This is a genomic window from Pseudomonas sp. UBA2684 (genome assembly GCA_002354655.1).
In the GTDB taxonomy this organism is placed as follows: domain Bacteria; phylum Pseudomonadota; class Gammaproteobacteria; order Pseudomonadales; family Pseudomonadaceae; genus Aquipseudomonas.
This window is the reverse complement of the sequence record DELY01000051.1, coordinates 15,447-31,946: the sequence shown is the minus strand read 5'-3', so window position 1 is coordinate 31,946 and position 16,500 is coordinate 15,447. Positions and strand designations below refer to the sequence as shown.

The 16,500-nt window shown below is 60.9% G+C and carries 15 protein-coding genes, 1 pseudogene and 1 riboswitch; of the genes and pseudogenes, 9 read left to right on the top strand and 7 right to left on the bottom strand.

Features of this window, described 5'->3' with window-relative positions; translation table 11 throughout:
• The first annotated feature begins 62 nt into the window (after window positions 1-62).
• The 3 genes from B3M58_RS19860 to B3M58_RS19850 all read left to right on the top strand — a co-directional run bounded on the left by B3M58_RS19860 (window position 63) and on the right by B3M58_RS19850 (window position 1,236).
• Window positions 63-245 (top strand): CPXCG motif-containing cysteine-rich protein, encoded by a 183-nt coding sequence (locus B3M58_RS19860; protein WP_296221792.1) that lies wholly within the window; start codon window positions 63-65, stop codon window positions 243-245.
• Window positions 245-505: a putative signal transducing protein gene (locus tag B3M58_RS19855; RefSeq protein ID WP_296221789.1), complete on the top strand. Its 261-nt coding sequence runs from the start codon at window positions 245-247 to the stop codon at window positions 503-505. Before B3M58_RS19860 ends, B3M58_RS19855 begins: the two co-directional genes overlap by 1 nt.
• A gap of 113 nt (window positions 506-618) precedes the next feature.
• A complete protein-coding gene (locus tag B3M58_RS19850; RefSeq protein WP_296221787.1) occupies window positions 619-1,236 on the top strand; it encodes an SOS response-associated peptidase in 618 nt (205 codons plus the stop codon).
• A gap of 219 nt (window positions 1,237-1,455) precedes the next feature.
• Here the strand turns inward: B3M58_RS19850 and B3M58_RS22670 are convergent, their stop codons facing one another.
• Together B3M58_RS22670 and B3M58_RS22665 are read right to left on the bottom strand one after the other, a co-directional pair.
• On the bottom strand, window positions 1,456-2,298 hold the full coding sequence (locus B3M58_RS22670; RefSeq protein ID WP_414704113.1) for a methyl-accepting chemotaxis protein: 843 nt from the start codon (window positions 2,296-2,298) through the stop codon (window positions 1,456-1,458).
• A 12-nt stretch (window positions 2,299-2,310) separates the two neighbouring features.
• A pseudogene (locus tag B3M58_RS22665) lies at window positions 2,311-2,514 on the bottom strand (HAMP domain-containing protein); the annotation flags it as partial.
• 1,271 nt (window positions 2,515-3,785) lie between these two features.
• Between B3M58_RS22665 and B3M58_RS19840 the strand changes: the two are divergent.
• Together B3M58_RS19840 and B3M58_RS19835 are read left to right on the top strand one after the other, a co-directional pair.
• Complete coding sequence (locus B3M58_RS19840) at window positions 3,786-4,613, top strand: M48 family metallopeptidase (protein WP_414704111.1); 828 nt, start codon at window positions 3,786-3,788, stop codon at window positions 4,611-4,613.
• A gap of 84 nt (window positions 4,614-4,697) precedes the next feature.
• Window positions 4,698-5,687: an NAD-dependent epimerase/dehydratase family protein gene (locus tag B3M58_RS19835; RefSeq protein WP_296221782.1), complete on the top strand. Its 990-nt coding sequence runs from the start codon at window positions 4,698-4,700 to the stop codon at window positions 5,685-5,687.
• Between the two features lie 15 nt (window positions 5,688-5,702).
• On the opposite strand, the gene B3M58_RS19830 is transcribed toward B3M58_RS19835, so the two are convergent.
• From B3M58_RS19830 to B3M58_RS19815, 4 genes are all read right to left on the bottom strand, one after another.
• Entirely contained in the window at window positions 5,703-6,146 is a 444-nt protein-coding gene (locus B3M58_RS19830; RefSeq protein WP_296221780.1) for a ketosteroid isomerase-related protein, read from the bottom strand.
• A 111-nt stretch (window positions 6,147-6,257) separates the two neighbouring features.
• Window positions 6,258-6,842, bottom strand: coding sequence for a TMEM165/GDT1 family protein (locus B3M58_RS19825; protein WP_296221778.1), 585 nt, complete (start codon window positions 6,840-6,842; stop codon window positions 6,258-6,260).
• Between the two features lie 86 nt (window positions 6,843-6,928).
• A riboswitch (yybP-ykoY riboswitch) is annotated at window positions 6,929-7,059 on the bottom strand.
• Window positions 7,060-7,096: 37 nt separating this feature from the next.
• Entirely contained in the window at window positions 7,097-8,095 is a 999-nt protein-coding gene (locus tag B3M58_RS19820; protein WP_296221777.1) for a class I SAM-dependent methyltransferase, read from the bottom strand.
• Between the two features lie 27 nt (window positions 8,096-8,122).
• A complete protein-coding gene (locus B3M58_RS19815) occupies window positions 8,123-9,088 on the bottom strand; it encodes a 2-hydroxyacid dehydrogenase (RefSeq protein WP_296221776.1) in 966 nt (321 codons plus the stop codon).
• A gap of 80 nt (window positions 9,089-9,168) precedes the next feature.
• Between B3M58_RS19815 and B3M58_RS19810 the strand changes: the two genes are divergently transcribed.
• The gene (locus B3M58_RS19810) at window positions 9,169-9,798 is read left to right on the top strand and encodes a LysE family translocator (protein WP_296221773.1); all 630 of its coding nucleotides are present in this window, start codon (window positions 9,169-9,171) and stop codon (window positions 9,796-9,798) included.
• A 48-nt stretch (window positions 9,799-9,846) separates the two neighbouring features.
• Here the strand turns inward: B3M58_RS19810 and B3M58_RS19805 are convergent, their stop codons facing one another.
• Window positions 9,847-11,022 (bottom strand): thiolase family protein, encoded by a 1,176-nt coding sequence (locus B3M58_RS19805; RefSeq protein ID WP_296221770.1) that lies wholly within the window; start codon window positions 11,020-11,022, stop codon window positions 9,847-9,849.
• 198 nt (window positions 11,023-11,220) lie between these two features.
• On the opposite strand from B3M58_RS19805, the gene B3M58_RS19800 reads away from it, so the two are divergent.
• The 3 genes from B3M58_RS19800 to B3M58_RS19790 all read left to right on the top strand — a co-directional run bounded on the left by B3M58_RS19800 (window position 11,221) and on the right by B3M58_RS19790 (window position 16,299).
• Window positions 11,221-12,903 carry a fatty acid--CoA ligase gene (locus tag B3M58_RS19800; RefSeq protein ID WP_296221768.1) on the top strand — a complete coding sequence of 561 codons (1,683 nt, stop codon included), beginning with the start codon at window positions 11,221-11,223 and terminating at the stop codon, window positions 12,901-12,903.
• 230 nt (window positions 12,904-13,133) lie between these two features.
• Window positions 13,134-14,900 carry a DUF1302 domain-containing protein gene (locus B3M58_RS19795; RefSeq protein WP_296221766.1) on the top strand — a complete coding sequence of 589 codons (1,767 nt, stop codon included), beginning with the start codon at window positions 13,134-13,136 and terminating at the stop codon, window positions 14,898-14,900.
• Between the two features lie 31 nt (window positions 14,901-14,931).
• A complete protein-coding gene (locus tag B3M58_RS19790) occupies window positions 14,932-16,299 on the top strand; it encodes a DUF1329 domain-containing protein (RefSeq protein ID WP_296221764.1) in 1,368 nt (455 codons plus the stop codon).
• Window positions 16,300-16,500: the final 201 nt, after the last annotated feature.

Genomic DNA, 16,500 nt, shown 5'->3' with positions numbered 1-16,500 from the left:
CCCGCGTGCGCGGGGCCAGCAATAGACCAGCGATTATACGCGTAAGTCACACGGAGGCTTCGATGCTGGAAACCCAGGCGTATCAATGCCCCTACTGCGGCGAAGCGGTTGACGCGTTGCTCGATCTGTCGGCGGGCGATCAGCAGTACATCGAGGATTGTCCGGTGTGTTGCCGGCCGATCGTCTTCGAGTTGCAGACCGACGGCATCGACTGGACGCTGGACGTGCGCGGGGAAAACGACTGATGCAGCGCATCTATGAGCCACAAGACATGATGGAAGGCGAGTTGCTGCTGAGCATGCTCGCCAGCGAGGGCATCGACGCGCACCTGACGGGCCGGCATCTGGTCGGCGCGGTGGGCGAGTTACCCGCGTGTGGCCTGCTCGGCTTGCTGGTCGATAACCCTCAGGCTGAACGCGCGCAGCAGTTGATCGCCGCGTACAATGCCGCGCAGCCGCTGCCTGGCGATGAGCCGGAAAGCTTCCAGGGCGTACTGCTCTGCTGAGGTTGCAAGCGACTGCGTTGCCGCTTGCTCGTCTAATGTCGTCGGGTGATGCGTTCCAATCAATAGCCTGTCGCTGCTGGTTCGCACCGACCTAGCCGTTATCGAGTTTGCCCATGTGTGGACGTTTTGCCCTGTTCCGTTGGACGCCCGCGTTTGCGGCGTTACCCGGTTTTCCCGCCGATCAGTTGCCGCACTGGAGTATCGCGCCGAACTCTCAGGTGTTGTTGCTGCGCAACGTCGCTGGTGAACGGCAATTGACCCGTGCGCGCTGGGGGCTGACGCCGCCGTGGTTGACCGATCTGACGAAAACCCCAGCCCAGGCGCGGGCAGAAACCCTGGTCGAGCAGCCGATGTTCCGTGAGGCGTTTCGCCTGCGTCGTGGGTTGTTGCCGGCCAATGGCTTTTACGAATGGCGGGGTACGGCGCGCAAGCGTCCGTACTGGCTGACGGGCGAGGCCACGCCGCTGTATTTCGCAGCGTTATGGGAGGCGTATCCGGTTGGCGAACATGTGTACCTGAGCGCAGCGGTGGTGACTCAGGCCGCGGCCAACCAGCGTCGCCCGTTGATTCTCGATGACGCCGCGCAGCAGGCCTGGCTGGCGGCGGACACGCCGTTGGCCGAGGTGCAGGCGCTGCTGCTTAAACCGTCGGCGCCGTTGCGCGAGCGGGTGTTGGCCAATCTGGTCAACGATCCGCAGCTCGATGGGCCGGAGTGCCTGACGCCCGCGTAGTGGCCTGACATTTATCTGTGCTCCCGTCCCGTAGGCGGCGCTCCTTGTCCGCCGCAAAGCTCGGCGGATAAGGCTTCGCCATGTCCACCCTACACGCCAGCACCAACACCGCACCCCGTAGGGCGGACATGCCATGGGCTTGTCCGCCGCGAGCCACCCGCGCTGGTGGACAAGGCTTCACCATATCCACCACCCACTCTGTAGGTTCGTTTCCTCAGATCAGACCTTGAACTGATTGATCAGGCGGCGTTGCTGTTCGGCCAGTTTGGTCAGCTCGGCGCTGGCCTGGCTGGCTTCGTCGGCGCCATGAGCGACTTCGTTGGCGACCTGGCCGATATTGGTGACGTTGCGGTTGATGTCCTCGGCCACTGCACTTTGCTGCTCGGCGGCGCTGGCGATCTGCGTGTTCATGTCGTTGATCACCGACACCGCCTGGGTGATCGATGTCAAGGCATGCGCTGCTTCACTGGCTTGCTGCACGCTGATGTCGGTCTTGTGCTGGCTGTCTTCCATGACCTTAACCACCTCTCGGGTGCCGTGCTGCAGTTGCTGGATCATGCTCTGGATTTCTTCGGTGGCTTGCTGGGTTTTCTGCGCCAGGTTGCGCACCTCGTCGGCGACCACGGCAAAACCGCGGCCCTGTTCGCCGGCCCGCGCCGCTTCGATGGCGGCGTTGAGCGCGAGCAGGTTGGTTTGTTCGGCAATGCCGCGAATCGCCACCAGGATGGCGTTGATGTTTTCGCTGTCCTTGGCCAAGTTCTGCACCACGCCGACCGCGCGACCGATTTCGCCAGCGAGGGCGGCAATCGCGTCGCTGGTGTGCTGGACGATCTGTTTGCCGTGGTTGGCGGCCTGGTCCGCGTGATTGGCCGCTTCGGCGGCATGCGTGGCGTTGCGCGCGACGTCCTGGGCGGTGGCGGTCATCTGGTGCACGGCGGTGGCCACCAGTTCGATTTCGGCCAGTTGTTTCTGCACGCCCTGGTTGGTGCGGATGGCGATGTCGGCGGTGTGCTCCGAGGAGTCGCTGACTTTCTGCACCGAGCTGACCACCTGGCTGATCATCGCTTGCAGTTTGCCGAGGAAGGTATTGAAGCCGTTGGCGATCGAGCCCAGCTCATCGGCGCGGTCAGTGCTCAGGCGGCGGGTCAGGTCGCCTTCGCCCTGGGCGATGTCGTCGAGCATGGCGACCATCTGCTTCAACGGTCGGGCAATCCCGTAGCCCACGAACCACACCACCAGCAGGCCAAGGGCTGCAATCAGCAGGCCGACCAGGGCCATGCCCAGGGTATCGGCATCGCGCTGGGCGCTCAGCTCGGTTTGCATGGCCTGCAAGTCCGCCATGACCGTGTTGACCGGCAGTACCAGCATGAGAATCCAGCGGGCATCGGTATTGCCGATGTTGAAGCTGAGGAACAGTTCGATATGGTTTTTCGCCGGATCGTCCTGCTCGTCGATGTCGTATCGCACCTGGCCCGCCTGCAGCGCTTGCAGGTTGCTCACTTCATTGGCGTCGAGCAGTTCGCTGGCTGGGCTGCCGAGTTTGTCCGGAGCCTGAGTGGAGGCCACCAGGCGCCCGTTGTTGGCGATCAGCGCCAGTTCGCCGGCGCCATCGTAGAGCTGGCGGTCGGCGTTGAGCAGCAGATCCTGGATGAAGTTCACCGCCAGGTCGGCGCCGGCAATCCCGCGAAATTCGCCGTCGACCAGGATCGGCGAGGTGAACGAGGCGAGCATCACCGTCTTGCCGCCGACCTCATACGGCGCCGGGTCGATGACGCAGGGGCGCTTGCGTTCCTTGGGGCACAGGTAGTACTCGCCCTCGCGTACCCCAGTGGGCAGCGGGGTTTCGCTTTCCAGGGTGCCGAGCGAGTCGAGGCCCAGGCTGCCGTCGGGGTTGCGAAACCACCAGGGAATAAAGCGTCCGGTGCCGTCGTAGCCGTTGTCATTGGGGCCGGCGTAGATGTCGTCGTTGCCGTCGAAGGCATTCGGTTCCCAGCCGATGTAGCTGCCGAGCAGCTTGGGGTTCTGCGCGGTGGTTTCGCGAACCAGGTTGTTCAGCTCTTCGCGGCTGGTGGCGAGCAGCGGGCTGCCACTGGCATCCTGCATGCCAAGCAGGGCATTGAGCCGCGCCAGATCGGCGGTGACTTGCAGCGGCATGTCCAGTTCGCGCTGGATGTGCAGCACCTGCGCCTGCGCCAGTGCCGTCAGGCGTTGCTCAATGACCTGCTCCAGCAGACGTTGCGTGCGCTCCTGCACCAAGGCTTCGCTCCTGCTGCTGGCGAACAGCGCGTACAGCACCAGCGCGGCAACGACGGCGAGTACGCTGGCACCCGCCAGAGCAGCCACGGAAAACTGGATGGACTTGAGCTTCATGAAGACTCCGGCGAACGGTAAGCGGTAGAGGCCTGTGTATAGCTATCGGCAGGGCGCGGATAAATCCTTAATGCCGCGTTGCCGATAAAAGAGGGCGGTTGTGCATCCGCCAAGTTCGGTTGTTGCTCGCGCCCGGTGCGCGGCCTAGCATACGAGGCTTATTCGAATGGAGACTCAGCATGAGCATCAATCAGTCGTTGTCGTTAACCGCGCTGGCCGCGGCCTTGCTGTTGGCAGGATGCCAAGCCGTGAACACTACCAGTGGCGGTGCGGTGGGGGTTGAGCGCAAGCAATACATGTTCAGCATGCTCTCGACCCAGGAGGTCAATCAGATGTATGCGCAGTCGTACCAGCAAACGCTGGGCGAGGCCTCGAGCAAAGGCGTGCTGGATAAGAACAGTGCCAATGCCAAGCGCTTGCGGGTGATCGCCGATCGCTTGATCAAGCAGGCGCCGATTTTCCGCCCCGACTCCGCGCAGTGGCAGTGGGAGGTCAACCTGATCGACAGCCCCGAGCTGAATGCCAACTGCGGCCCAGGCGGCAAGATCATTTTCTACAGCGGGCTGATCGATAAGCTGAAGCTGACCGACGACGAAATCGCCGCGATCATGGGCCATGAAATGGCCCATGCCCTGCGCGAACATAGCCGCGAAGCGATGTCCAAGGCCTATGGCGTGGCGCTGGCCAAGCAAGGCGCGGGCGCGCTACTGGGGTTGGGCGAGGGCACCATGGCCATGGCCGATACGGTGGTGGAATACAGCCTGACCCTGCCGAACAGCCGCGGTAATGAGAACGAGGCCGACTTGCTTGGGCTGGAACTGGCCGCCCGCGGTGGTTACAACCCGAATGCCGCGGTCAGCCTGTGGCAGAAAATGGCGCAGGCCAGCAACGGGGCGCCACCGGAGTTCATGAGCACGCACCCATCGTCGAGTAGCCGGATTGCCTCCTTGCAGGCCGCGATTCCCAAAGTTATGCCGCTGTACGAGCAGGCCAAGGCGTTGCGTTGATCTGCTCGCCAGGCTGAGTCGCCCAGTGTTCGAGTGGGTCATCGAACACTGGGCGTTTTTCTATGCCCCGCACAAGGAGCTGTTGTGAAGATTGCCGTACTCGGTGCCACCGGCTTGCTCGGTCATCATGCCGCCCGCGCGGTTCAGGCGGCGGGCCATGACTTACTGCTGATCCATCGCCCGTCGTCGCGTATCGCCCGCCTTGGTTACCTGAATGCCGAATGCCACGCCGCCGAATTGCTTGATCATGGCGCCTTGAGCCGGGCATTGCAGGGCGTCGATGGGGTGATGTTCTGTGCCGGGCACTACCCGACACGGCCGCGTCGCTGGCAGGAGGAGGTGGCCAGTGCGCTGAACCAGACCAATCATTTCTATGCCGCCTGCCAGGCTGCCGACGTGCCACGAATCCTCTACGTCGGCGCCGCGATTGCGCTGCCGCGCCATCCGCAAGGGTTGCCTGGGCATGAGGGGCTGTTTTATGAAGGTATGCCGCGCTGGCGTAACCCGTATCTGCTGTGCAAGTGGGCGCTCGACGAGCAGGCCCGTGAGCAGGCGCGCAATGGCCTGCCGGTGGTGATCGGGATTCCGGCCATGACCTTGGGCGAGTTCGATGTCGGGCCGAGCACGGGGCGCTTGATCACCGCCATCGCCAGCGGGGCGATGCGCCGCTATGTGCCGGGGCCGCGCAATTTGATCGATGCGGCGGAGGCCGGACGCGGTCTGTTGCTGGCGTTGACCAAGGGGCGGGTTGGCGAACGCTATCTGCTGACCGGCGAGAATATTCAGCTGTCTGAGTTGACGGCGCGGATTGCCGCGCAGCTAGGCGTCAACGCCCCGCTGCCGGTGGCGTTGAGCGTGGCGAAGAGCGTGGCGTTGCTCGGTCGTCTGCGTTACCGCTTGACTGGGCGCTTGCCGTTGCTGGACGACACCGCGATTGCGGTGATGGCCGGCGGGCAGTTTCTCGATGGTGCCAAGGCGCGCGAAGAGCTGGGTTTTGTTGCCCAGCAGACCCTGGATGCCACCTTGCTGCGCGCCATTCAGTGGTTTCGCGAGAATGGCTACATCGGCGCTTGAGCGTGCTTGATACGCTCAGGGCAGGGCTTTTTCTGCAAACGGGCGGGTGTTCAAACCCAGTTGCGAGCGAAAGCTTTCCATGTCGAATATGGTGCAGATTTCCTGAATCTCATGACTTGGGGTCAGCGTCCAGAAGGCCATCGCCGAGATACTCAGCACTTTGTCGCTTGGCGGGTAGCCCAGGGCCGGTTTTTCGATGGTGCCGATCAGCGTGCTCCAAGTGACCACCTTGTTGCCTTCGGCGATGCATTCTTCGATCACCACTTCCAGGTCCGGCATGGCGTGGCGAATGTCCTGCACCATCTGCACGAAGGCGGCGCTGCTCAGCGGGCGGCCGATGAACGAGCTTTTGTAGAGAAAGTCCTTGCTGTGCAGCTGCTCCGCCAGGGCCAGGCGACCCTTGTTCCACGACAGGTCGATGTGGTGGCGGACCAGCTTTTTTCTATCGTCCAGTGACATAACTTTCTCCGTGACCGCTGAGCCAGATGAGCAATAGGTTGCGCACTTTAGCAGCAGTCAGGGGCGGCAATGCATTGGCCGAAACGCCGTCAGGGTGACGTCAAATTCGTGTCATAAAGCGCCGCTGAATACCATGGCCTGGTAACCGGCATACAGCGCCAGCGCGGCAAAGGCACAGGCCGCCAAGCGGCGGATCAAGGTCAGCGGCAAGCGCTCGGCGGCGAAGTTGCCGGCCAGCACCACGGGGACGTTGGCGATCAGCATGCCCAGCGTAGTGCCGAGCACGACGAGGACGAAGTGCGGGTACTGCGCGGCCAGCATCACCGTGGCGACTTGGGTCTTGTCGCCCATCTCGGCGAGGAAAAATGCGATCAGGGTGGTGAGGAAGGGGCCATAGCGTTTGAAGCTGGAGCTTTCATCGTCGTCCAGCTTGTCGGGCACCAAGGTCCACAGGGCGACGGCCACGAAGCTGGCGGCGAGAACCCAACTGAGCGTTGCCGGAGAAAAGAAACTGGCGACCCAGTTGCCGATGGCGCCGGCGGCGAAGTGGTTGGCCAGGGTCGCGACGACGATGCCCCAGATAATTGGCCAGGGTTTGCGAAAGCGTGCGGCCAGCAACAAGGCGAGCAGCTGCGTCTTGTCGCCGATTTCGGCCAAGGCGACGATCAGGGTGGGGACGAACAGGGATTCAAGCATCGGGTTTCCTAAGGGGCGGGTCGACACGGCTATGACACGAACGACCTCCCCGCCCCGGGTAAGGTGTGCGTGTCATAGGTCTTGTCAAACCACCGGCCCATTGCATGGGCCTGGGGTCGCACGCGCCATGGTCGGTTGACCAAGTATGTTGACGCGTGCCGGGCGAACGGCCGTTACTGCTGGCGCTCGCGGGAGACTACTCCCCTAGGACGGGCGCATTTTGCCCAAGCGCTGGCGATTGGGCAAGTCGCAGTTCAATGCTTGCTGGCCTGGTAGATGCGGAAACCGTTCGCCTCGGCCACGGTGTGGCAGGGGCCGAGGTGGCGCTCGATGACGGCGGGGTATTTGAGGAAGCTGTTGGCCACCAGGCGCAGTTGTCCCTGATGCTCCAGGTGTTGCGCGGCCTGGCGCAGGAGATTTTCCGTCGCCTGGTAATGGGTGTGTACGCCCTGGTGGAATGGTGGGTTGCTGAGAATCGCGCTCAGGCCGGTGGGCGCCGCGTCAATTCCGTCGCCACTGATGACGTCGGCGTGCAGCCCGTTCGCCGCCAAGGTCAGGCGGCTGCTGGCGACGGCGAAGGCGTCGACATCCAGCAGCGTCACGCGGCTTTCGGGGTAGCGTCGCTTGAGTGCGGCGCCCAGCACGCCAGCGCCGCAGCCGAAATCGAGCAGATGGCCTGCGGGCAGCTTGTCGAGGTGTTGCAAAAGCAAGGCGCTGCCGATATCCAAGCGGCCGTGGCTGAAGACGCCGGGCAAACTGACGACGGCCAGTCGGCCGTCGCTCAGTGGCAGCGAGTAGCGCTGCGCCAGGTTTTCCAGGTTCGGCGTGGCGGGCGCGTGTTCCACGCGTACTTGCCAGAGTTGGCAATGGCGGGCGCTGTCGAGCTTGCGCGCGTTGCCGAAGGCGGCCAGTTGTTTGGCGGCGCGCTCGATGCCGGCGCGCTTTTCTCCGACCAGAAACAGATTGCGCCCGGCCAACGGAGCCGCCAGCGCGCTCAGCAGGTAATCGGTCAGTTCGCGGGACTTCGGTAGAAACAGCACCGCGCAGGCGAACTCGACCGACGGCGGGCTGACGCCGAAATGACTGCGGCCGGGGAAGCGTACCTCCAGCGTGGCGTGCTCGCCGGCGTGCCAGCTCCAGCCATGGGCTTCGGGTAATAGACCGAGCAGGTCGTCGGCGGCTAAGCCGGCCAGCAGCAATGGGCCGGTAAACAGCTCGGCCTGGCGCAGCAGCACTTCGCTTCGCGGGTCCATCGATGCTCCTCGAAAAAAGCCGCGAGCTTAGCTGACTACACGGCGGGGCGCACCGCTGAAAAACGCTTGGGCATTTTCCATCAGTTGAATGACGATGCGCTGTCGCGCCTCGCGGCTACCCCAGGCGCTGTGCGGCGTGACGATCAACCGTGGAATGTCGGCAGCCAGCAGTGGGTTGCCATCCTTCGGCGGTTCCTGGGTCAGCACGTCGGTGGCGGCGCCACCCAGATGGCCGCGGCGCAGGGCGTCGGCCAGAGCCTGTTCGTTGACCAGGCCACCGCGTGCGGTGTTGATCAGGTACGCGCTGGGTTTCATCAGGCTCAGTTCGTACGCGCCGATCAGGTTCAGCGTATCGGCATTCAGTGGGCAGTGCAGGGTCAGGGCATCGACCTGTGGCAGCAATTCTTCCAGCGGCAGGCGATCCTCGCGCGGCGGTCGGCCGGGTAATTGGCCCAGCAGTACGCGCATGCCAAAGGCTTCGGCCAGCCTGGCGACGGCGCCGCCCAGTTCGCCATGGCCAAGCATGCCCAGGGTCTTGCCTTCCAGTTCGACGATCGGGTGGTCGAGCAAGCAGAACTGCTGGGCCTGTTGCCATTGGCCGGCGCGCACATCCTTTTGATAGTCCGGCAGGCGGGTGGCCAGGGCGAGCAGCAGCATCAGGGTGTGTTGCGCGACCGAGGGCGTGCCATAGCCCTGGCAGTTGCAGACCGTCACGCCGTGTTCGCGGGCTGCGGCCAGGTCGATGTTGTTGGTGCCAGTGGCGGCGACCAGGACCAGCTTCAGCTCAGGGCAGGCGGCAAAGGTTTTGGCATCGAGCGCGACTTTGTTGCTGATCGCCACGTGCGCGCCCTGCAGGCGCTCGATGACCTCTGCCGGAGTGCTTTGGCCGTGCAATTGCAGCGTCGCGAAGAGCTGTTCGAGCGGCGCCATATTGAGGTCGCCAAGGTCGAGCGAGCTGTGATCGAGGAAGACTGCGCGGCTACTGTTACTCATCAGCTGTACCTTTATTCGAGTGTCTGGGTGGGCGTAATGTGACGAGCCTAACAGACCTGATCGGATGCTGCGGAGCCCCCATGTACTGGACCGAGTTTTTCACTGTGGCGCTGATTCACCTGCTCGCGGTCGCCAGCCCAGGGCCCGACTTTGCCATCGTGGTGCGCGAAAGCGTGGCATTTGGTCGGCGTGCGGGAATCTTCACGGCGCTGGGTGTAGGCTCCGGGATTTTCGTGCACGTGGCCTATTCGCTGCTCGGCATCGGCTTGGTCGTGTCGCAGTCGATTGTTCTGTTCAACGCATTGAAGTGGTTGGCCGCCGGCTATTTGCTGTACATCGGCATCAAGGCGCTACGTGCCAAACCGGCCGATCCCGCCAGCGCCGAACTGAGCCTCGAAGCTGGCGTGCGCGCACCACGCACGGCCTTTATCACTGGCTTCGTCACCAACGGCTTGAACCCCAAGGCGACTCTGTTTTTCCTCTCGCTGTTTACCGTGGTGATCAATCCGCACACACCGCTCTCGATACAGGCCGGTTATGGCGCGTACCTGGCGCTGGCGACGGCACTGTGGTTCTGCCTGGTGGCGCTGTTGTTCAGTCAGCAGCGGGTGCGCGCCGGTTTTGCGCGCCTCGGTCACTGGTTTGACCGCCTGATGGGCGTGGTGCTGGTCGGTCTGGGTATCAAGCTGGCCTTCAGCGAACTGCGTTGAGCCCAAAGAAAGCCCCGCTACGGCGGGGCTTTTGCTTGTTGTCGGTGCTTACAACAATTCGATGGCCATCGCAGTGGCTTCGCCGCCGCCGATGCACAGCGCGGCAACGCCACGTTTGCCACCGGTGTTTTTCAGGGCATTGATCAAGGTCAGGATGATCCGCGAACCGGTCGATCCAACCGGGTGACCTTGAGCGCAGGCGCCGCCGTACACGTTGACCTTGGCATGGTCCAGGCCGTGTTCGCGTATCGCCAGCATGGTGACCATGGCGAAGGCTTCGTTGATCTCGAACAGGTCGACATCGTCCTTGTTCCAGCCGGTCTTCTTGAACAGGTTGCTCATGGCGCCGATCGGCGCGATGGTGAATTCGCTCGGGTCCTGGCTCTGGGTGGCATGCCCAACGATTTTCGCCAGCGGCTTGAGGCCGCGCTTGGCCGCTTCTTCGGCGCTCATCAACACCAGTGCCGAGGCGCCGTCGGAGATCGAGCTGGCGTTGGCTGCGGTGATGCTACCGTCCTTGCGGAACGCCGGCTTCAGGCTGGGAATCTTCTCCAGGTTGGCGGTCAGCGGCTGTTCGTCATCCTTCACCACGACTTCGCCTTTGCGGGTGGTGACGCTGATCGGGACGATCTCGGCGTTCAGTGAGCCGGCCGCGATCGCGATCTGGGCGCGCTTCAGCGATTCGATGGCATATGCGTCCATGTCTTCGCGGGTGATGCCGTATTTATCGGCAGTCTCCTGGGCGAAAGAGCCCATCAGGCGGCCGCTATGGGCGTCTTCCAGGCCGTCGAGGAACATGTGGTCCTTGATCTCGCCATGGCCCATGCGCAGGCCGGTGCGGGCCTTTTCGAGCACGTAGGGCGCATTGGACATACTTTCCATACCGCCGGCGACCATTACCGAATTACTGCCGGCCTTGAGCAGGTCATGGGCCAGCATCACCGCTTTCATACCCGAGCCGCACAGCTTGTTAATGGTGGTGCAGCCGGTGGCGGCGGGCAGGCCGGCATTTAGCGACGCCTGACGCGCCGGGCCTTGCTTGAGGCCGGCGGGCAACACACAGCCCATGATCACTTCCTCCACGTCCGTGGCCTCTATCCCCGCGCGCTTGACGGCTTCACGAATGGCGGCTGCGCCCAACTCTACAGCCGGTACGCTGGACAGGCTGCCCTGGAAGCCACCCATGGGGGTGCGGGCGCCGCTGACGATGACTATATCGGACATTGCAGTTACCTCTTAAGAAATGCACGTGCTGACGGTATGGCGGATCGCGATCAGCCGTTTCCACGATTCTAACGCGTGACTAAAAGTGGCTAAAGAGTCACGCGGCAAATCATTCTTTTGACTGATTTTCGGGTTGCTTAAGCGCTCTAGAGTGCAGGTCATCGGCACACCATCATTTCTGCAGACAGGTACTTCCCTATGTTGCAAACCCGCATCATCCCGCCCGCGGCCAATGCCCATCAATACCCGTTGCTGATCAAGCGTCTGCTGCTGTCTGGCGGTCGCTACGAGAAGACCCGCGAGATCGTCTATCGCGACCGTGTGCGTTACAGCTACGCGACCTTCAACGAGCGGGTCGCACGGCTGGCCAACGTGCTATCCAGCGCGGGCGTTAAGGCTGGTGATACCGTGGCGGTGATGGATTGGGACAGCCATCGCTATCTTGAATGCATGTTTGCCATCCCGATGCTTGGCGCGGTGCTGCACACCATCAATATCCGCCTGTCGCCGGATCAGATTCTCTACACCATGAGTCATGCCGAAGATAAGTTCGTACTGGTCAACAGTGAATTCGTGCCCCTCTACAATGGCATCGCTGCTCAGCTGACCACGGTCGAGAAGACTCTGTTGCTGACTGACGCCGAGGAGAAAGTTGTCGAGTTGCCCGGTTTTATTGGGGAGTACGAGCAACTGCTGGCTGCTGCCAGCCCGAGCTATGACTTTGCCGATTTCGATGAAAACTCGGTGGCCACCACCTTTTACACCACCGGTACGACCGGTAACCCCAAGGGCGTCTACTTCACCCATCGGCAGTTGGTGCTGCACACCCTGTCGATGGCTACCACGGTTGGGTCGCTGGACAGCATTCGCCTGCTGGGCACCGACGACGTCTATATGCCGATCACCCCGATGTTCCACGTGCACGCCTGGGGTGTGCCTTACGTAGCCACCATGCTGGGGATCAAGCAAGTCTATCCGGGGCGATACGAACCCGAGTTGCTGATGAAGCTGATCCAGCAGGAAAAGGTCACCTTTTCCCACTGTGTACCGACCATTCTGCAAATGCTGATCAATACCCCCAGTGCGCAACAGCACGATTTTGGCGGTATGAAAATGATCATCGGCGGCAGTGCACTGAATCGCGCGCTGTATGACACCGCTAAAGCCCGCGGCATCCAGCTGACGGCGGCCTACGGCATGTCGGAAACCTGCCCGCTGATTTCCTGTGGCTACCTTAATGAGGAGTTGCGCGAGGGGAGCGAGGACGAACGCATCACTTACCGGATCAAGGCCGGTGTGCCGGTGCCGCTGGTCGAGGCCGCCATCATGGATGCCCAGGGCAAGAGATTGCCGGCCGACGGTGAGTCCCAAGGTGAACTGGTTCTGCGGGCGCCGTGGCTCACTCAGGGTTATTTCCGTGAACCGGAAAAGGGCCAAGAGCTTTGGGAGCATGGTTGGTTGCACACCGGCGATGTGGCGACCATCGACGGTATGGGGTTTATCGAAATTCGCGACCGCATCAAAGATGTAATCAAAACCGGCGGCGAGTGGATTTCTTCGTTGGAGTTGGAGGATTTAATCAGTCGTCATCCGGCCGTGCGTGAAGTAGCCGTAGTCGGTGTGGCGGACCCACAGTGGGGCGAGCGGCCATTTGCCTTGTTGGTGCTGCGCAATGGCCAAGTGCTGGATGCCAAGGGGCTCAAGGAGCACCTCAAGCCTTACGTCGAGCAAGGGCATATCAACAAGTGGGCGATTCCCACTCAGATCGCGCTTGTTACTGAAATTCCCAAGACCAGTGTCGGAAAACTGGATAAGAAACGTATTCGCGTGGACATTGCCCAGTGGCAAGCCGCTGGCAGCGCGTTCCTTTCTACGCTGTAAGTCCCGGTGCTCGTAGCCTGTCAATGTGACTGCTCAGTCAAACAAGCGTTTGGCTTGCTAATTGCTGTTTTCAGGCCATTCTTGGCTTGTCGCGGATTGGACTCATCCGTTGAAACCTGCGAGCCAGAGTGCCTGGGGGCTGCAAATCACACTTTCGAGGGATCAAGCAGTACAACCCGCTGGCTATAGTCCGCACCATCCATAACAAAAAAGTACATGGAGTAGCGTCGATGACAACAAATACAAAATCGTTCTGGCGCCTGGCAAAACTGCCATTGGCCGTCAGCCTCGCATCCACCCTCGCCGCACCTGCATTCGGCGTGACCTTCAACATCGGTGAAATCGAAGGCCAGTTCGACTCTTCGCTGTCTGTCGGTGCGAGCTGGTCGGTGCGTGGGGCGGATCCAAGCCTGGTAGGTTCGCGCAATGGCGGCGAAGCTTCATCCCAAACCGGTGATGATGGGCGTTTGAATTTCAAGAAAGGCGAAACCTTCTCGAAGATCTTCAAAGGCATCCACGACCTTGAATTGAAGTACGGTGATACCGGCGTCTTTGTTCGCGGTAAATATTGGTACGATTTTGAACTGAAAGATGAAAGCCGCTTGCTGTACGACATTGACGACAGCAACCGTAAAACGGCCGCTCAGTCTTCCGGCGTGCAACTGCTTGATGCATTCATTTACCACAACTATACCATCGGCGATCTGCCTGGCAGCGTGCGGGCTGGTAAGCAAGTTGTAAGTTGGGGTGAAAGTACCTTTATTCAGAACTCGATCAACTCGATCAACCCGGTTGACGTTGCAGCGTTCCGTCGCCCGGGCGCCGAAATCAAGGAAGGCTTGATTCCGGTCAATATGCTCTATGTGTCGCAAAGCCTGACCCAGGATGTTTCGGCTGAGTTCTTCTATCAGCTTGAGTGGGATCAAACGGTTCTGGACAACTGTGGCACCTTCTTCGCCTCCGATGTGGCAGCAGATGGCTGTACCGACCGTTTGGCTTTTGCCGGGTCGGATTTCAATCCGACGGGTGCTGCCGGTTATCGCTACGTAGGCCGTGCGGGGGACCGGGATGCACGTGATAGCGGGCAGTTCGGTGTGGCTCTGCGTTGGTTCTCCGAAGCGTTGAACAATACTGAGTTCGGCCTGTATGCCATGAACTATCACAGCCGTACCCCATCGGCGAGCTTTATCAATGCCAGCGGCGTACAAGGCAGTAGTGCTAACCCTGTGACCGGCCGCGACACGTCTTCCTACTTTTTAGAATATCCGGAAGATATCCGTCTTTATGGCCTCAGCTTCGCGACCAACCTTGGCCCAACCGCATTGGCGGGCGAGATCAGCCACCGCCCGAATATGCCAATCAGCTTGAACTCCACGGATCTAACGCTAGCTGCCGTTGTTCCGGTACCTTCGTTGGGTAGCCCGATCTTCAGCTCCGGCCATGCGACTGCCGGTGCCGGTGACGAAATCTCCGGTTATGTGCGTAAGCCGTTTACCCAAATGCAAGTCACCGCTACCCAGTTCTTTGATCAGGTAATGGGGGCTTCGCGACTGACTCTGGTGGGCGAAGTAGGCTACAACCACATCAGTAATTTGAACGTCAATGAGCTGCGCTTTGGTCGTTCCGCTGAGTACGGCAACGGCGAACTACCTACCAATGCGATCTGTCAGGGGCTGGCGAACCCAGTTAATCCGCAGGAGTGCAATGACAAAGGCTTCTTTACTACCACGTCCTGGGGCTATAGGGCTCGTGCGATCTTGGATTACCCAAGTGCAATTGCTGGAGTCAACCTGAAGCCAAACGTGTCGTGGTCGCATGATGTTGAGGGCTATGGCCCCAACTTCAACGAAGGCAGTAAAGCCATCAGTTTGGGTTTGGATGCTGATTATCAGAACACCTACACCGCCAGCTTGGCTTACACCGATTTCTTCGGTGGTGAATACAACACTGCAATTGACCGCGATTTCGTTGCGCTCAGCTTCGGCGTGAACTTCTAAGCGGCCAGGAATTTTGAGGAAGACTATGACTATGAAAACAACAAAAAGTCTGTTGCAAACCGGCGTGCTGACCCTCTCGCTGCTGGCCTGCAGCGTTATGGCGGCAGTATCGCCAGAAGAAGCGGCCAAGTTGGGCACCACCCTGACACCTGTCGGCGCTGAGATGGCCGGTAATGCCGATGGTTCGATTCCGGCGTGGACTGGCGGTCTGCCAGCCAATGCCGGTACTGCCGATGCCGGCGGTTTCCTCTCGGACCCGTTCCCGAGCGAGCAACCGCTGTTCACTATCACGGCACAGAATGTCGATCAGTATAAAGACAAGCTGACCCCAGGTCAGTTGGCGATGTTCAAGCGTTATCCGGACAGCTACAGCATGCCGGTTTTCACCACGCATCGTACGGCCAGCCTGCCGGATAAAATCCTGGCGGCTACCAAGACCAACGCGGTGAACACCAAGCTGGTTGAAGGCGGTAACGGTCTGGAGAACTTCGATCAGGCCAACCCGTTCCCGATTCCCAAGGACGGTCTGGAAGCGATCTGGAACCACATCACTCGCTACCGTGGTGGCAGTGTGAAGCGTCTGGTGACCCAGGCGACTCCGCAGGCGAATGGCTCCTACAGCCTGGTTTACTTCCAGGATGAGTTCACCTTCCGTGGTGCGCTGAAGGATGCCGACGCCAGCAAACCAAGCAACGTGTTGTTCTACTTCAAGCAGCGCGTAACCGCTCCGTCGCGTCTGGCAGGCAACGTGCTGCTGGTGCACGAGACCTTGAACCAGGTGAAGGAGCCACGTCTGGCGTGGCTGTACAACGCCGGTCAGCGTCGCGTGCGTCGTGCCCCGCAGGTGTCCTATGACGGTCCGGGTACCGCAGCCGATGGTCTGCGCACCTCGGACAACTTCGACATGTATAACGGCGCACCTGACCGTTACGAGTGGAAGTTGAACGGCAAGAAGGAAATCTACATCCCGTACAACAGCTACCGTCTGGACTCGCCGAAGCTGAAATACAGCGAGATCATCAAGGCTGGCCACATCAACCAGGACCTGACCCGTTACGAGCTGCACCGCGTATGGCATGTGACCGCAACCCTGAAATCGGGCGAGCGTCATATCTATGCCAAGCGTGACTTCTTCCTTGACGAAGATACCTGGCAAGCTGCTGCCATCGACCACTACGACGGTCGCGGTACTCTGTGGCGTGTGGCTGAAGCCCATGCTCAGTACTACTACGACAAGCAAGTGCCGTGGTACAGCGTAGAGACCCTGTATGACCTGCTGTCCGGTCGTTACTTGGCTCTGGGTATGAAGAACGAAGAGAAGAGTGCTTACGAGTTCGACTACCCGGCAAAAGAAAGCGATTACACCCCGGCGGCTCTGCGTCAGGCGGGCGTTCGCTAATAGCGTGTGATGTTGTAGAAAAGCCGGCCTTAGGGCCGGCTTTTTCTTGCCTAGGGTTTATGCCTGTGGCGATGCACCACGAGCATGCCAGCGCTTCCCTGTATGGCTCGTGTGCGGTCAGCGCCATGCCTGGACGCATTCTGAATCATCCATGGCCGTTATTAGGGCTTCAAATGCCGGGGCCAAGGGGCTAGGCTGCTG

Bases quoted from the DNA above. Each gene is read 5' to 3' on its own strand.
- B3M58_RS19860 (WP_296221792.1), top strand. From the start codon at position 63: ATGCTGGAAACCCAGGCGTATCAATGCCCCTACTGCGGCGAAGCGGTT.
- B3M58_RS19855 (WP_296221789.1), top strand. From the start codon at position 245: ATGCAGCGCATCTATGAGCCACAAGACATGATGGAAGGCGAGTTGCTG.
- B3M58_RS19850 (WP_296221787.1), top strand. From the start codon at position 619: ATGTGTGGACGTTTTGCCCTGTTCCGTTGGACGCCCGCGTTTGCGGCG.
- B3M58_RS22670 (WP_414704113.1), bottom strand. From the start codon at position 2,298: ATGATCAGCCAGGTGGTCAGCTCGGTGCAGAAAGTCAGCGACTCCTCG.
- B3M58_RS19840 (WP_414704111.1), top strand. From the start codon at position 3,786: ATGAGCATCAATCAGTCGTTGTCGTTAACCGCGCTGGCCGCGGCCTTG.
- B3M58_RS19830 (WP_296221780.1), bottom strand. From the start codon at position 6,146: ATGTCACTGGACGATAGAAAAAAGCTGGTCCGCCACCACATCGACCTG.
- B3M58_RS19825 (WP_296221778.1), bottom strand. From the start codon at position 6,842: ATGCTTGAATCCCTGTTCGTCCCCACCCTGATCGTCGCCTTGGCCGAA.
- B3M58_RS19820 (WP_296221777.1), bottom strand. From the start codon at position 8,095: ATGGACCCGCGAAGCGAAGTGCTGCTGCGCCAGGCCGAGCTGTTTACC.
- B3M58_RS19815 (WP_296221776.1), bottom strand. From the start codon at position 9,088: ATGAGTAACAGTAGCCGCGCAGTCTTCCTCGATCACAGCTCGCTCGAC.
- B3M58_RS19810 (WP_296221773.1), top strand. From the start codon at position 9,169: ATGTACTGGACCGAGTTTTTCACTGTGGCGCTGATTCACCTGCTCGCG.
- B3M58_RS19805 (WP_296221770.1), bottom strand. From the start codon at position 11,022: ATGTCCGATATAGTCATCGTCAGCGGCGCCCGCACCCCCATGGGTGGC.
- B3M58_RS19800 (WP_296221768.1), top strand. From the start codon at position 11,221: ATGTTGCAAACCCGCATCATCCCGCCCGCGGCCAATGCCCATCAATAC.
- B3M58_RS19795 (WP_296221766.1), top strand. From the start codon at position 13,134: ATGACAACAAATACAAAATCGTTCTGGCGCCTGGCAAAACTGCCATTG.
- B3M58_RS19790 (WP_296221764.1), top strand. From the start codon at position 14,932: ATGAAAACAACAAAAAGTCTGTTGCAAACCGGCGTGCTGACCCTCTCG.